The following is a 14,650-nucleotide window of genomic DNA, read 5'->3' as shown; positions in this document are numbered from 1 at the left end:
TCGATCAACATCACTATGTTACGTGGCAAGCGCACATTGGTTGACCCGGAGGCGCCGCCGGAGTGTTACCAATGCTTTCAGCATGCCGATTGCCGGATTTGCCAAGACAGCGGCGCGCTGCCTGGCTAGCCTCGCGCTCTGTCCCTCCGATCCCGCCCCCGGCGGAAACGCCTGCTTGCATGTCGCGCCCCCTGTCCGCTGCCGCCTGGCTGCCCACCGTTGCCTTTGTCCTGATCTGGTCCACCGGCTTTATCGTCGGCAAGGCCATCGTGCCGCTGGCCGATACCAGCCTGTTCCTGCTGGGCCGCTTTGCCGTGGCGGCGCTGATGTTCGTGGCCTGGTCGCTGGCCGCGCGCGCGGCCTGGCCGCCGCTGCGCGAGGCGCCGCGCCACCTGCTGGCCGGCGCGCTGATGCAGGGCATCTACCTGTGCGCCGGCTACGGCGCCGTGGCCAGGGGCCTGCCGCCGGCGATCATGGCCCTGCTGGGCGCGCTGCAGCCGCTGCTGACCGCGCTGCTTGCCATTCCCCTGCTGAAGGAGCTACCTTCCAGGCGGACGTGGCAGGGCCTGGCGCTGGGTGCGCTCGGCGTCGCGCTGGTGGTCGCCCCGGCGATGCAGGCCGGCATGCACCCGGCCGCGCCGGCGCTGTCGCCCTGGATCGTGCTGCTGGGCGTGCTGGCCATTGTCTCCATCACCATGGGAACCCTCTTGCAGAAATCCGTCATCGCCGCCTGTGACCTGCGCGCCAGTTCCGCCTGGCAGAACCTGGGCGCCATGCTGGTAGCCGCCGCGATGGTGGCGATCCAGGCCGCCGACGCGCCGCTGCACTGGCATGGCGGCGTGGCGCTGTGGGCCGGGCTGGCATGGGCGGCGATCGGCCTGTCGGGCGCCGGCACCTGGCTGCTGGTCAGCCTGGTGCGGCGCGGCCAGGCCGCCAATGCCGCGGCGCTGATGTTCCTGGCGCCGCCGCTGGCCGCGCTGCAGGCCTGGCTGCTGTTCGGCGAACGGCTGGATGCGGTGCAGGCGCTGGGCATGGCGGTGGCCGGCGCGGGCGTCTGGCTGTGCCAGACCCGTGGCAGGTTGCGGCATGCCGAAGCCCGCTGAACCCCACGCCTCGCCGCTGGTCGAGCACCGGCGCTACCGCCCGCAGCCGGACGGCCACCAGCACGGCTACCACCAGTTGCTGTTCGGCCTGGCCGGCGCCACCGAGCTGGAGATCGACGGCCACGTCTATCGCGTGGACGACCGCAGCGGCCTGATCGTGCCGGCCGGCAGCCATCATGAATTCCTGGGCTTGGACGGCAACCTGCAGCTGGTGGCGGACTTCCCGGCGCGCTCGGTGGCGCTGCCCGCGCGGCTGATGGCGCGCCCGCGCACGTTCCCGCTGGACGGCGCCTTCGGCAGCCGCGTGCGCGCGCTGTCGGCGTGGCGCGCCGCCGCGGCAGCGCGCGGGCCGCAGACCGACTGGCAACTGGCGGCCACGCTGGCCGCGGCGCTGGCGGACTGCCTCGGCATGCCCGGCGACGAGCAGGTATTCCCGCTGATGGCCGTGGATGCCTACCTGCGCGCCAACCTGGCCGCGCCCCTGCGCGCGGCGGAAGTCGCCGGGCATTTCGGCTGGAGCGTGCGGCGCTTCCAGACCCTGTTTGCCGAGGCCTTCGGCGATACCCCGCACCGCTACCAGACCCGGCTGCGGCTGGACCGCGCGCTGCAGCTGCTGACGCAATCCGCGCTGCCGCTGGCCGAGGTCGCGCTGGCGTCAGGCTACCCGGACCAGACCACCTTCACGCGCAGCTTCACGCGGCGTTTCGGGCAGCCGCCCGGGGCGTGGCGCGCGGCCGCACGCGTCCATCCCGACTGACGCCCGTTCGTTGCGCGCGGGCCGGCTTCGCGCCGACGCGGCTGATGCCGCCGGCGCACAGTAAGTATGGGGCAGAGATGCGACGCAGAGCATCATGGCCGACGGAGCTGCGCGGGTCTGCGCGGAGTCGGAAATGCTAATGAGCAGGACATTCGCTACCGCATGGGCACAACAGTTTCAATACGCCCGAGAAGCTTGCGCTCGTGCAAGCCTGGCGTGAAGCGGGGCCGTTGTTCACTCACCGTGAAAAGGCCGCACTCGCATGGGCCGAGTCGGTCACCCTGGTGGCGGACACACACGTGCCCGAGACGGAATTCCAAGTCGCGGCCGCGGCGTTCAATGAGAAAGAGCTCGCTGACCTCACGATGGCTATCAGCCTGATGAACGCCTATAACCGGCTCGCCATCAGCTTCCGGCGCGCCCCCGAATCCGCACTGGCCGCGAAAGACTGGTGCTTGTCGTCCCTCGGATGAGGGGTCAAGGCAGTTGAGAAGCGCGCCTTAAGGCGCGTTTCCCTTTTTGAGGCACGACATCACCACTTCGCTGCGGTTCGCAGCCTACTCATTCCATTTTGAGCCCTACCGTCCTGGTCATGGCCTGGTAGGTCGGCCACGTGCGCGCGATGAAGCGCTGCAGGGCTTCGCCGGTCAATGGCGTGTCCTGGCTGCCAAGCTGCTCCCGCACATTCCTGACCGCCTCCGATTCCGTGACCGACTGCCGCACCAGCGTGGCCAGGCTGTTGACGATGCCGGCTGGCAGCCCCGCGGGGCCCAGCAGCATATTGCATTCGGCCAGGTTGGCAAAGACCGGGTCGGATATGCCCTCGTCCGCCCACGTCGGTATCCCGGGCAATTTCGCGCTCCGCAACCCGGAGATCAGCAGCAACGGCTTCAATCCGCCGGAAGCCAGCCCGCCGGACATCCCGAGCAGCGATCCGGCGCCGATATCGATATGGCCAGCCAGCAGGTCGCCGATCATGGCACCGGTGCCCTTGTAGTTGATGATGTCGAACTGCGCTCCGGTCAGCTTCTTCAGCTGGGCCACCATCAGCTGCCAGCCCGAGCCGATGCCGTAGTTGCCGACGCTGACCGGCCGCTTGTGCGCGAGGGCGAGCAATTCCTTGAAGGTGTTGGCCGGCAGCCCCTTGGTCGCCACCATCACGCCGACGCCGGTACTGATCGACGCCACCGGCGTGAGGTCGCGCGACGGATCGATGGGCGGCTTTTTCAGCAACACTGGCGCCTGCGCCAGCTGGCTGTGCAAGGTGCACAGCAGCGTGCTCCCGTCTGGCTTGGCGCGCGCCACCGCCTCGGCGGCAATCATGCCGATGCCGCCGGGCTTGTTTTCCACCACCACCGGCACCTTCAGCCTGGTGGAGAAAAACTCCGCGAATGCACGCGCGGTGCTGTCGTTGGAAGAGCCCGGCGCCTGCGCCGCGATGCCTGGGCGCCATGCTGGTAGCCGCCGCGATGGTGGCGATCCAGGCCGCCGACGCGCCGCTGCACTGGCATGGCGGCGTGGCGCTGTGGGCCGGGCTGGCATGGGCGGCGATCGGCCTGTCGGGCGCCGGCACCTGGCTGCTGGTCAGCCTGGTGCGGCGCGGCCAGGCCGCCAATGCCGCGGCGCTGATGTTCCTGGCGCCGCCGCTGGCCGCGCTGCAGGCCTGGCTGCTGTTCGGCGAACGGCTGGATGCGGTGCAGGCGCTGGGCATGGCGGTGGCCGGCGCGGGCGTCTGGCTGTGCCAGACCCGTGGCAGGTTGCGGCATGCCGAAGCCCGCTGAACCCCACGCCTCGCCGCTGGTCGAGCACCGGCGCTACCGCCCGCAGCCGGACGGCCACCAGCACGGCTACCACCAGTTGCTGTTCGGCCTGGCCGGCGCCACCGAGCTGGAGATCGACGGCCACGTCTATCGCGTGGACGACCGCAGCGGCCTGATCGTGCCGGCCGGCAGCCATCATGAATTCCTGGGCTTGGACGGCAACCTGCAGCTGGTGGCGGACTTCCCGGCGCGCTCGGTGGCGCTGCCCGCGCGGCTGATGGCGCGCCCGCGCACGTTCCCGCTGGACGGCGCCTTCGGCAGCCGCGTGCGCGCGCTGTCGGCGTGGCGCGCCGCCGCGGCAGCGCGCGGGCCGCAGACCGACTGGCAACTGGCGGCCACGCTGGCCGCGGCGCTGGCGGACTGCCTCGGCATGCCCGGCGACGAGCAGGTATTCCCGCTGATGGCCGTGGATGCCTACCTGCGCGCCAACCTGGCCGCGCCCCTGCGCGCGGCGGAAGTCGCCGGGCATTTCGGCTGGAGCGTGCGGCGCTTCCAGACCCTGTTTGCCGAGGCCTTCGGCGATACCCCGCACCGCTACCAGACCCGGCTGCGGCTGGACCGCGCGCTGCAGCTGCTGACGCAATCCGCGCTGCCGCTGGCCGAGGTCGCGCTGGCGTCAGGCTACCCGGACCAGACCACCTTCACGCGCAGCTTCACGCGGCGTTTCGGGCAGCCGCCCGGGGCGTGGCGCGCGGCCGCACGCGTCCATCCCGACTGACGCCCGTTCGTTGCGCGCGGGCCGGCTTCGCGCCGACGCGGCTGATGCCGCCGGCGCACAGTAAGTATGGGGCAGAGATGCGACGCAGAGCATCATGGCCGACGGAGCTGCGCGGGTCTGCGCGGAGTCGGAAATGCTAATGAGCAGGACATTCGCTACCGCATGGGCACAACAGTTTCAATACGCCCGAGAAGCTTGCGCTCGTGCAAGCCTGGCGTGAAGCGGGGCCGTTGTTCACTCACCGTGAAAAGGCCGCACTCGCATGGGCCGAGTCGGTCACCCTGGTGGCGGACACACACGTGCCCGAGACGGAATTCCAAGTCGCGGCCGCGGCGTTCAATGAGAAAGAGCTCGCTGACCTCACGATGGCTATCAGCCTGATGAACGCCTATAACCGGCTCGCCATCAGCTTCCGGCGCGCCCCCGAATCCGCACTGGCCGCGAAAGACTGGTGCTTGTCGTCCCTCGGATGAGGGGTCAAGGCAGTTGAGAAGCGCGCCTTAAGGCGCGTTTCCCTTTTTGAGGCACGACATCACCACTTCGCTGCGGTTCGCAGCCTACTCATTCCATTTTGAGCCCTACCGTCCTGGTCATGGCCTGGTAGGTCTGCCACGTGCGCGCGATGAAGCGCTGCAGGGCTTCGCCGGTCAATGGCGTGTCCTGGCTGCCAAGCTGCTCCCGCACATTCCTGACCGCCGCCGTTTCCGTGACCGACTGCCGCACCAGCGTGGCCAGGCTGTTGACGATGCCGGCTGGCAGCCCCGCGGGGCCCAGCAGCATATTGCATTCGGCCAGGTTGGCAAAGACCGGGTCGGATATGCCCTCGTCCGCCCACGTCGGTATCCCGGGCAATTTCGCGCTCCGCAACCCGGAGATCAGCAGCAACGGCTTCAATCCGCCGGAAGCCAGCCCGCCGGACATCCCGAGCAGCGAGCCGGCGCCGATATCGATATGGCCAGCCAGCAGGTCGCCGATCATGGCACCGGTGCCCTGGTAGTTGATGATGTCGAACTGCGCTCCGGTCAGCTTCTTCAGCTGGGCCACCATCAGCTGCCAGCCCGAGCCGATGCCGTAGTTGCCGACGCTGACCGGCCGCTTGTGCGCGAGGGCGAGCAATTCCTTGAAGGTGTTGGCCGGCAGCCCCTTGGTCGCCACCATCACGCCGACGCCGGTACTGATCGACGCCACCGGCGTGAGGTCGCGCGACGGATCGATGGGCGGCTTTTTCAGCAACACTGGCGCCTGCGCCAGCTGGCTGTGCAAGGTGCACAGCAGCGTGCTCCCGTCTGGCTTGGCGCGCGCCACCGCCTCGGCGGCAATCATGCCGATGCCGCCGGGCTTGTTTTCCACCACCACCGGCACCTTCAGCCTGGTGGAGAAAAACTCCGCGAATGCACGCGCGGTGCTGTCGTTGGAAGAGCCCGGCGCCTGCGCCGCGATGATCCGGATCGGGCGCGAGGGCCAGTCGCTGGCAAGCGCATGGCGTGGCAGCAGCCAGGGCAATGCAGCAGCTCCCGCCGCTGCGCCGAGCACCCGACGCCGGCGAAGGTCGATGGTATCCACGGGCAAGTCGTTGCCCGGACGAAAAGAAGAACGCATGGGTATTCTCCGGAATGCTTCAAGCCTGCGCCCGCGATGGCTCGCGGACACCCGGGTGGCCGGCGCGGCATGCCGCTACATGCCGCTACATGCCGATCTGGTCGGCCCGCTGTACCAGGTTCCTGACGATGCGGACCGAGGCGATGTCGATCATCTTGCCCTCGTACTGGACGGCGCCCAGTCCTTGCGACAGGGCTTCGTCATAGGCACGGATCATGTCGCGGGCACGCGCCACATCGGCGGCGGTCGGCGAGAAGACGTCCTGCGCGAGTTCGACTTGCGACGGATGGATGGCCCACTTGCCGACCATGCCTAGAATCATGGCGCGGCGCGCTTCCTCGCGGAACGCGTCGGGGCTGCGGAAGTCGGCGAACGGGCCATCGACGGCGTCGAGCCGGTGCGCGCGCGCGGCAATCGTCAGGCGCTGGCGCTGGTAGTGCCAGATGTCGCCCGGATAGCCGCCGCTGCCGCCAATGTCGCGCATGGATACGCCCTGGCTGGCCGAGTAGTCGCCCATGCCGAAGATCAGGCATTCCAGCCGCGGCGTCGACGCGGCAATGGCCTCGACGTTCATCATTGCCTCCACCTCTTCGATCAGCACGTCGATGCCGATGCGGTGGCGCAGGCCAAGCTTCTTCTCCATCATCGACAACAGCTTGTCGACAAACTGCACATCCGCCGCCGACATGGCCTTCGGCAGCATGATGACATCGAGATTGCGGCCGGCACCCTCCACCACTTCGATGATGTCCTCGTACGCGTACTCGGTGGTCAGGTCGTTGATGCGCACGCAGCGCGTGGTGCGTCCCCAGTCCAGCCCGTTGAGGGCGTCGACGATCTTGCGCCGTGCCGGGCGCTTTTCGCTGGGTGCCACCGCGTCTTCCAGGTCAAGGAAGATGAAGTCCACGCCCATGCCCGCGGCCTTGGCCATCATCTTCTCGCTCGAGCCCGGCACGGACAGCTGGCAGCGGCGCAGCCGCTTGGCTTTTTCCTGCATGATGTTGTCTCCTGCTTGTTGTACTAGTGTTGTCTGTAGTCGTCACGGCGTGGCGCCACCGCCTACTGCACCACGCCGTCCGCGCGCAGCGCGGCGATCTCGCCGGCATCGAAGCCGAGGTCGGCCAGGGTGCGGTCGGTGTGCTCGCCGGTCATGGGGGCCCGATGCCGTACGCCTCCGGGCGTGGCGCTCATGCGCACCGGACTGCCGGCGATGGTCAGTCCGCGCGCTGCGCCTGGCTGCTCGGCTTCGACCAGCATCCCGCGGATGCGGAAATGCGGATCGTCGAAGATGTCTGCGGCATCGAATACCGGGCCGAACGGCACCTCGCCGCCCAGCATCTCGGCAAGCGCGCGCTTGGTGTGGCGCACCGTCCAGGCGGCGACCGCCTGCTCCACCTCGGCCCGGTGCCGCACGCGCGATTCGTTGGTGGCAAAGCGCGCATCGCCGGCCCATGGCGGATTGCCCATCCGCTCCACCAGCAGCCGCCAGAAGCGGTCGTTCGGCACCCCAAGGCTGATAAAGCCGTCACTGGCCGGAAAAAGCCCGAACGGGCAGAGCAGCGGATGCCCGTTGCCCTCGGGTCCCGGCGCCTGCGCCGAGGCGCTGTACTGGAACACCATGCGTTCGCACACCGCCAGCACGGCATCGACCATGGCCACATCCACGAACTGGCCACGGCCGGTGCGCTGGGCGTGCCAGCACGCCGCTGCGATGCCGTAGGCCAGGAACATGGCCGGCACGATGTCGCCAACGCCCGGGCCGATCTTGGTCGGCGCGCCGCCGCGCTGCGGGCCGGTGATCCCCATGATGCCGCCCATTGCCTGCGCGACGGGATCGTAGGCGGGCCAGCCCGCGTAGGCGCTCTCGCCGCTGCGCGGGTCGCCGAAGCCGCGCAGCGCCGCGTACACCAGCCTGGGGTTCTCCTCGGCGAGCCGTTCATAGCCCAGCCCGAAGCGCTCCATCACGCCGGCGCGGTAGTTCTCGACCAGCACGTCGGCGCTGCGCACGAGCCGCAACAGGGTCTCGCGCCCGGCGGACTGCTTCAGGTCCAGCACCAGCGATTCCTTGTTGCGGTTGATCGAGCCGAAGTAGCCGCCAAACCCGCCGGACTCCATCCGCAACGCGCCCTCGAGGTGCGGGCCGTTGCGTCGGGTCTGGTCGCCCCCGGGCGGCTCGATCTTGATCACGCGCGCGCCCTGGTCGGCGAGCATCATCGAGCAATAGGGGCCCGCCAGCATCTGGGTCAGGTCGAGTACCACCATGCCGTCGAGCGCGCCCTTGGGGCGGCCATCTGCATGGCCATCCATGCTCCCCTCTGCGCTCATCGCCCGCCCCAGTGGCTCTCGCGCTTGATCAGCGCGGTGCGCTCCGCTTGCACGCACAGCTTGTCGTCCTGGTTCACGCCGTAGTGCCGGAAGCGGACGATGCCGGCATCCTCGCGGTCGCCGTCCTCCTTGCCCAGCACCTCGGTGAAGGCGTAGAGCGTATCGCCGTGGAAGACCGGATGCGACAGGCGGATCTTGTCCAGCGTCAGTTCGCGCAGGCATTGCTCGGCAGTGTCCTGCGCCGCAAGCCCGAGCACCATCGACAGGTTGATCCCGCCAAAGACCACGCGCTGCGCGAAGATGCCGCCGGCGGCACGCCGCATGGCGTCTTCGTTGAAGTGCCCTTCGGCCGTATTCATGACCATGTTGGTCAGCATGACGTTGTCCATCTCGGTCACGGTCTTGCCGCGCGCATGGCGGATCAGCATGCCCGCTTCGAAGTGCTCGAAGTATCCGTCGGGGCTGGTGAGTGCGCAGAGCTTCATGCCGCCTCCTTCGACTGTCGGACCTGCCCGCCGAACGCGCGGCTGGCGATCATGCCCTCGACCTCGGACTTGCCAAGCAGGCTGTTGGCGATGATGCGTTGCTGGATCTCGGAAGTGCCTTCGAAAATCTTGGTGAGGCGCGCGTCGCGCCAGTAGCGCTCCACCGGGAACAGCCTGGTATAGCCCGCGCCGCCGAAGATCTGCAGCGCCGACGAGGTCACGCGCTCGGCCATCTCCGAGGCGAAGTACTTCACCATCGACGCCTCCTTGTCGCAGCGGCGCCCGCTGTCGATCTCGTTGCAGACGAAGTAGAGCAATTGACGCGCGGCCTCGATCTCGGTGGCCATGGTCGCGATCTTGAAGCGGATCGCCTGGTATTCGGCGATCGGCATGCCGAACTGGCGCCGCTCCAGTGAATAGGCGATCGCGTCTTCCAGCGCGCCCTGCGCCAGGCCGATCGCCCGTGCGGCGGTATGCGCGCGGGCGCCCTCCAGGCCCTTGGCCATCAGCAGGAAGGCCTTGCCTTCCGGACCCATCAGGTTGCGCTTCGGCACGCGCACGCCGTCGAGCGCCAGCTCGAAGGTCTTCCAGCCGAAATACCCGATCTTGGGGATCGGCGAGCCGGTCATGCCAGCGGGGAAGCCGCCCCGCTGCTTCTCGATCATGAAGCACGAAATGCCTTCCCAGCGCTTGTCGGGCGATGGCGGCGCCGAGGTGCGCGCGAACAGGATCAGGTAGTCGGCGCCGTCGGCAAAGGTGCACCAGTACTTGTTGCCGGTCAGCACCCACTCATCGCCATCCAGCACGGCGCGGCACGAGATCGACGCCAGGTCGGAACCGGTATCCGGCTCGGACAGCGCGCTGGCATTGAGGAAGTCGCCACGAACCACGCGCGGCAAGTATTCGCGCCGCATGTCCTCGGGCATCGATTTCATGATCCAGCCGCCCTGCGCACGGGCCACGATCGAGGCCACCGACATCCAGCCGCGCGACAGCTGCTCGCAGATCAGGCAATACTCGAAAATGCCAAGGCCCAGGCCGCCGTACTCCTCCGGGATCGTGATGCCGAAGTAGCCCATCTCGGCCATCTTGTCGCGCAGCGACATCGGGATCTCCGCATCCGGGCCGTCCAGCGCGTTGGCAACCGGCAGCACCTCTTTCATCGTGAAATCGCGCGCCGCATCGCGGATCATGCAACGCGCTTCCGTCATGTAACCCAGACCGTCTCCTGACATGCTTATCCCCTCATCCTGACCAGATTGGTACGCTTGAACTCGATCACTACATCGCCCTGCTGATTGGTGCCATGCGTGTGCCACGTGACGATGCCGTAGCCGGGGCGGTTGCTGGCCGGCCTGCGCGACACCACGACGGAGCTGGCATAGAGCGTCTCGCCGGGGTAGACCGGCCGCAGATAGGCCAGCTCGTCGACCCCGAGAAAGGGGCCGCCGCCCTCGGACAGGTCTTCCACCGACAGGCCGAACACGGTGTTGAACACCAGCAGCGGATTGACCGGCACGCCCGCGTGGCCGTTGGCCTGCGCCACCGCCTCGTTGGTGTATTGCGGGTTGTAGTGCAGCGTCAGCACCGAGAACATGGTGTTGTCCGACGCGGTGACGGTACGGCCCCAGTGATGGTCGAAGCGCCGGCCCGGCTCGAAATCCTCGTAGCGGTTGCCGCGGGCGCGCAGCCGGGCTTCTGCTTTCAGGCGGGCGACGACCGGATCGGCGGGGATCTCGGGAGCGCGCTCGATGGCGGGATGGGTGGATGTCATTGAATTGCCTCAAACAAAGGTTCGACGGAAGGAAGCTGGTCCAGCGTGTCGACCACCGACACCAGCTTCGCGAACTTGGCCGCGCCGATGCGCGCCACGACGATGGCCTGCGCCTTGTCGACCAGGCGCCGCCACTGCATGGCAAGGTCCGCGGCCGGCACCGCGACATTGGCCTGCGCGCGCAGCGTGCGGCCGTCGCGCGTCAGGATCTCGACCGTGGCGGCGTTGCGGTCCGGGCCGGGCACCACCTGCAGGGCGGTCCGCTGCCGCGCCCTGACATAGCGTGGGGCGAGCGCGGTCTCGGGCGAATACAGGGCGAGCGACGCAGTGGGCGCACCGTCCATCGCCAGCGCCGCAAGATGCTGGATCGCGAACTTGATCTCCAGGCCGGTCTGCGGGTTGGCGATATCGCACACGCCACGATGCGCACCCGACACGAAGATGGTCATCGACTCGAGCGCATCGAGGTCGATACGGTGCTCACGGCAAGCCTGGCGCACGGCTTCAATGGTGGAGTGCGTCAGGTAGCAGGACGCATGGAACTTGAACAGGGTGCGTTCGATCGCCATGCCTGCGCGGCGCTCGAAGGTGGCCGGGAACGCCGGCGCAGCGGGCGCCTGGGTGCGGCCAAAGCCCTGCTCGCACTCGATGCCGCTGGCGTTGGCAGTGAACCCGCGCGCCGCCAGGCGGGCCGCCATCACGCCATTCATGGCGGCCTTGCCTGCATGCAGCGGCTTGGCCATGGTGCCGAACATGCATTTGAGCCCGGCTGCCTGCGTCGCGGCGAGCCCGAGCGCGTGGGCCGTGCCCTCCGGGTCGAGTCCACCCAGCCGCGCACAGGCAGCGGCGGCGCCCAGCGTGCCGGTGGTGCCGGTCGGGTGCAGCCCGAGGCGATACTGCTCGGCGCCAACCACTTCTCCGACCCGGCTTTCGACTTCATGCCCCAGTATCAGCGCGCGCAGCAGGTCCTTGCCGCTGGCGCCGGCGGCCTGCGCCACCGCCAGTGCGGCAGGTGCCACGGGCACGGTCGGATGGCCGTGCATCGCCGAGGCGACGTCGTCAAAGTCGAGAGCGTGGCCGGCAGCGCCATTGATCAGCGCGGCCTGCGCCGGATCGGCGCGCAACGGGCTGCCCACCAGCGCGCACGGCAAATCGCGCGAGCCGGCATATTCGGCGACGAGCATTTCGACCAGCGGCTCGCGGGCGGCGGCGAGGGTAACGGCGATCCAGTCGAGCATGGCGTGCCGTGCCCAGGCGAAAGCCGGCGCGCCGAGCTCGGCATCGTCGACCGTGCTGATCCAGCCGGCCAGCGCCCGGGTGAAGCCGGTGCTGTCCGCTGTCTTGTCGATGGTATGGTCAGGTTCCACTCGGAAGCATCGCCGCGTTGGCCGGCGCCGTGTTGTTGTCGATGGAGCGAGTATTGGCGAACGCCGACGGGCCCGGCATCACATATGTGATGGATGCCGACGCCGGGGCATCGATCACATATGTGATGGAAGCCGGTGCGTGCGGGATCGAAACTCTTGTCCGCGGCCATTCGCGGCGCACGGCGCCGCGCCATGGCCACACTGCCCTCAACGCTTCACGTCCACGTCGCCACCGGCGACGCTATATCTCATGACCATGAACAAGACCGAGCCCCGCCGCTCCGTGCTGTATGTGCCCGCGACCAATACCCGCGCCATCGAGAAGGCCCGCAACCTGCCCTGCGACGTCATCGTGTTCGACCTGGAGGACGCCGTGGCGCCGGCCATGAAAGGCCAGGCCAGGGACAACCTGGCCAGCGCCTTTGCCACGCAGCCGTTTGCGGCGCATGAGACTGTGATCCGGGTCAATGCGCTGGGAACCGCCGAATTCGATGCCGACCTGCGCGCTGCCGCCGCCTGCGGGGCCGATGCGATCCTGCTGCCGAAAGTCGACACCGGTGCAGACCTGGAACGCTTTGCCGAGGCGATCGACGCCATTGCCAATGGCGCTGCCCCCAAGCTGTGGGCCATGATCGAAACGGCTTCCGCGATCCATCACCTCGATGGCATCCTGCAAGCCGGCCAGCGCCGGCAGGTGCAGCTCGACTGCCTGGTCGTGGGCACCAACGATCTCGCCAAGGAGACCGGCGTGTATCCGGGCGACAACCGTGCGTATCTGCTTCCCTGGCTGATGTCGGTGGTGCTGGCGTCAAAGCGCTATGGCACGGACGTGCTCGACGGTGTATGGAATGACTTCGGCGATCGCGCCGGCTTCGACAATGAAGTGCTGCAGTCGTGCAGGATGGGCTTTGACGGCAAGACGCTGATCCATCCGTCGCAGGTGGATCCGGCCAACGCGGCGTTCACGCCGTCGGATGCCGCCATCGCCGAGGCGCAGGCGATCGTCGCGGCCTTCGCGCGGCCCGAGCATGCCGCGGCGGGTGTGATCAATCTGGCGGGGCGCATGGTCGAGCGCCTGCACCTGGCGCAGGCCACGCGCCTGCTGGCGCGGCTCGATGCCGTCCGGGCGCGCAGGGAACGGCCCGGCCGCTGATTTCGCGCCGCCGCGGCGGCGTTCAGCAGTCCTGCGCTACCGCCAGCACGGCGGCCAGCAACTTCTTGCGGCGTGCGTGCAAACGCGCTACCGGGCCGCCGGTGCCGATGCCGAGCCACTGGCCGCGTATCGGCGTGGCCACCAGCGTGGCGATCACACCGGCCCCCGGCGACGCCAGGCTGGCCGACTCGTAGTAGCCTTGCCGGCGCGCCTGCTCCACCTCGCGCATGATCTCGTCAGTGCGTACCGGCGGCTCGCCCGGGGCCACCTCGGCGCTGTAGCGGCGCAGCAGCCGCCCGATCTGTTCGTCTTCCATCCGGCTCATCAGCATGATGCCGATCGCGGTGCGATGCATCGGCCGGATGGTGCCCGACGATACCGACAGGCGCAAAGCATGACTGGATTCGATGACGGACAGGTATTGCAGCATATTGCCGCTCTGGCGGCCCAGCAGCACCGTCTCGCCGGTCTCGCTCGAAAGCCGGCGCAGGGCGTCGTGGACCGAGGCGCCGGTACCGTGCATTCTCGTGGTCCACCCGCACAGGAACGCGACGCGGACCGACGGGCAATAGGTTCGCATCTGAGCGTCGAACTCCATGTAGCCGCGCGCCACCATGGTCCGCAGCAGCATCGAGACACTGGACTGCGGGATGCCGAGGCGCTCGGCGATCTCGCCGACGCGCAGCGGCCGGCGCACCCGCTCGAACAACTCCAGCAGATCGAACACCCGATTTGCCGACTTGACCATGCCGCTGTCCATAGCAGTCCCTCCCTGGCCCGCGCGCGTCTCCGGCGCTGTCTTTGCCATGCTTCGGACCGGCCGGCGTCTCCCAAGTGCTTGCCTTTCAGCCCACCCTCAACATCGCCATGGCGATGGTTCTTCTACACCAGCCACTCCCCGATCATCCGCAGGATTTCCGCCTTCACGGCTGCAGGGTCCATGGAGGCCCGGTTCAGGCGGTGCACGGAGATACCGCGCAGCAGGCTCATCAGGATGAAGGCCGCGGATTTTGCGTCCACGTCCGCCCGGATCTGCCCAAGGGTTTTCGCCTCGTTGAGCTTGTACTCGACGTAGGCCATGTTCTTTTCGTTGTAGTCGTGGACAAAGCCGTGCAGCGGCGAGTCGGCAACGGACGAGTCAAGCACGATGAAAAACATCGCACGGATACTGTTGACCGCGTTTTCCGGCCGCTGGGTGTAGGCGTCCACCAGCGAATAGATGCCGTGAATGCCGCGGGTATCGCTGCCATCCTTCTTGCGCTGGGCATTGAATTCACGCGAGAGCTGTTCCAGGCATTCCTCCAGCAGCTTTTCCTTGGAGCCGAAGTGATTGTGCGCCAGGCCGCGGCTATAGCCCGCCTTGGTGCCGACTTCATTCATCGTCAGCCCGGCGAGGCCTTTTTCAGAAATCAGCTCGATAGCGGCCTGCACCATACGGCTGACAGACTCCTCACGCCGTTGCTCCTGGGTGCGACTGGTTTGCTGTTTCATAGGTAGTGAACGTTTTGTCGCCCGCGGCCCGCCCCGCATGGTCCGGGGCTGCGCCTGG

The 14,650-nt window shown here is 68.0% G+C and carries 14 protein-coding genes and 3 pseudogenes; 7 read left to right on the top strand and 10 right to left on the bottom strand.

Annotated features, from left to right (window positions below; translation table 11 throughout):
* Window positions 1-179: 179 nt before the first annotated feature.
* The 3 genes and pseudogenes from AC3WLE_RS09340 to AC3WLE_RS09330 all read left to right on the top strand — a co-directional run.
* Window positions 180-1,103, top strand: coding sequence for a DMT family transporter (locus AC3WLE_RS09340; RefSeq protein ID WP_492357090.1), 924 nt, complete (start codon window positions 180-182; stop codon window positions 1,101-1,103).
* A complete protein-coding gene (locus AC3WLE_RS09335; protein ID WP_492317209.1) occupies window positions 1,087-1,860 on the top strand; it encodes a helix-turn-helix domain-containing protein in 774 nt (257 codons plus the stop codon). The genes AC3WLE_RS09340 and AC3WLE_RS09335 overlap by 17 nt, the downstream gene beginning before the upstream one ends.
* 182 nt (window positions 1,861-2,042) lie before the next feature.
* Window positions 2,043-2,333: pseudogene (locus AC3WLE_RS09330) on the top strand (carboxymuconolactone decarboxylase family protein); the annotation flags it as partial.
* An 88-nt stretch (window positions 2,334-2,421) separates the two neighbouring features.
* Here AC3WLE_RS09330 and AC3WLE_RS09325 read toward each other — a convergent pair.
* On the bottom strand, window positions 2,422-3,402 hold the full coding sequence (locus tag AC3WLE_RS09325; protein ID WP_492357091.1) for a Bug family tripartite tricarboxylate transporter substrate binding protein: 981 nt from the start codon (window positions 3,400-3,402) through the stop codon (window positions 2,422-2,424).
* On the opposite strand from AC3WLE_RS09325, the pseudogene AC3WLE_RS09320 reads away from it, so the two are divergent.
* From AC3WLE_RS09320 to AC3WLE_RS09310, 3 genes and pseudogenes are all read left to right on the top strand, one after another.
* Window positions 3,303-3,641, top strand: a pseudogene (locus AC3WLE_RS09320) (EamA family transporter); the annotation flags it as partial. The gene AC3WLE_RS09325 and the pseudogene AC3WLE_RS09320 overlap by 100 nt on opposite strands.
* On the top strand, window positions 3,625-4,398 hold the full coding sequence (locus AC3WLE_RS09315) for a helix-turn-helix domain-containing protein (RefSeq protein ID WP_492317209.1): 774 nt from the start codon (window positions 3,625-3,627) through the stop codon (window positions 4,396-4,398). The pseudogene AC3WLE_RS09320 and the gene AC3WLE_RS09315, both read left to right, overlap by 17 nt.
* Before the next feature lie 182 nt (window positions 4,399-4,580).
* Window positions 4,581-4,871 (top strand): annotated as a pseudogene (locus tag AC3WLE_RS09310) (carboxymuconolactone decarboxylase family protein); the annotation flags it as partial.
* An 88-nt stretch (window positions 4,872-4,959) separates the two neighbouring features.
* Here AC3WLE_RS09310 and AC3WLE_RS09305 read toward each other — a convergent pair.
* The 7 genes from AC3WLE_RS09305 to AC3WLE_RS09275 all read right to left on the bottom strand — a co-directional run bounded on the left by AC3WLE_RS09305 (window position 4,960) and on the right by AC3WLE_RS09275 (window position 11,948).
* Entirely contained in the window at window positions 4,960-5,997 is a 1,038-nt protein-coding gene (locus tag AC3WLE_RS09305; RefSeq protein WP_492363568.1) for a Bug family tripartite tricarboxylate transporter substrate binding protein, read from the bottom strand.
* 85 nt (window positions 5,998-6,082) lie between these two features.
* A complete protein-coding gene (locus AC3WLE_RS09300; RefSeq protein ID WP_492352126.1) occupies window positions 6,083-6,994 on the bottom strand; it encodes an HpcH/HpaI aldolase/citrate lyase family protein in 912 nt (303 codons plus the stop codon).
* Between the two features lie 62 nt (window positions 6,995-7,056).
* The gene (locus AC3WLE_RS09295) at window positions 7,057-8,304 is read right to left on the bottom strand and encodes a CaiB/BaiF CoA transferase family protein (RefSeq protein WP_492352127.1); all 1,248 of its coding nucleotides are present in this window, start codon (window positions 8,302-8,304) and stop codon (window positions 7,057-7,059) included.
* A 14-nt stretch (window positions 8,305-8,318) separates the two neighbouring features.
* Entirely contained in the window at window positions 8,319-8,807 is a 489-nt protein-coding gene (locus AC3WLE_RS09290; RefSeq protein WP_492352128.1) for a MaoC family dehydratase, read from the bottom strand.
* The gene (locus AC3WLE_RS09285) at window positions 8,804-10,018 is read right to left on the bottom strand and encodes an acyl-CoA dehydrogenase family protein (protein WP_492352129.1); all 1,215 of its coding nucleotides are present in this window, start codon (window positions 10,016-10,018) and stop codon (window positions 8,804-8,806) included. The genes AC3WLE_RS09290 and AC3WLE_RS09285 overlap by 4 nt, the downstream gene beginning before the upstream one ends.
* A 26-nt stretch (window positions 10,019-10,044) precedes the next feature.
* Complete coding sequence (locus AC3WLE_RS09280) at window positions 10,045-10,581, bottom strand: MaoC family dehydratase (RefSeq protein ID WP_492352130.1); 537 nt, start codon at window positions 10,579-10,581, stop codon at window positions 10,045-10,047.
* Window positions 10,578-11,948 (bottom strand): MmgE/PrpD family protein, encoded by a 1,371-nt coding sequence (locus AC3WLE_RS09275; protein WP_492363567.1) that lies wholly within the window; start codon window positions 11,946-11,948, stop codon window positions 10,578-10,580. The genes AC3WLE_RS09280 and AC3WLE_RS09275 overlap by 4 nt, the downstream gene beginning before the upstream one ends.
* Window positions 11,949-12,198: 250 nt before the next feature.
* On the opposite strand from AC3WLE_RS09275, the gene AC3WLE_RS09270 reads away from it, so the two are divergent.
* Window positions 12,199-13,101 (top strand): HpcH/HpaI aldolase/citrate lyase family protein, encoded by a 903-nt coding sequence (locus tag AC3WLE_RS09270; RefSeq protein ID WP_492357093.1) that lies wholly within the window; start codon window positions 12,199-12,201, stop codon window positions 13,099-13,101.
* Window positions 13,102-13,123: 22 nt separating this feature from the next.
* On the opposite strand, the gene AC3WLE_RS09265 is transcribed toward AC3WLE_RS09270, so the two are convergent.
* Together AC3WLE_RS09265 and AC3WLE_RS09260 are read right to left on the bottom strand one after the other, a co-directional pair.
* Window positions 13,124-13,849: an IclR family transcriptional regulator gene (locus AC3WLE_RS09265; protein ID WP_492352133.1), complete on the bottom strand. Its 726-nt coding sequence runs from the start codon at window positions 13,847-13,849 to the stop codon at window positions 13,124-13,126.
* Window positions 13,850-13,983: 134 nt separating this feature from the next.
* Window positions 13,984-14,592 (bottom strand): TetR/AcrR family transcriptional regulator, encoded by a 609-nt coding sequence (locus AC3WLE_RS09260; RefSeq protein ID WP_492352134.1) that lies wholly within the window; start codon window positions 14,590-14,592, stop codon window positions 13,984-13,986.
* Window positions 14,593-14,650 lie beyond the last annotated feature (58 nt).

Source organism: Cupriavidus sp. FW306-1B-F12B (assembly GCF_058781795.1).
The sequence above is the reverse complement of the archived record's forward strand: the minus strand, read 5'-3'. Positions and strand labels throughout refer to the sequence as shown.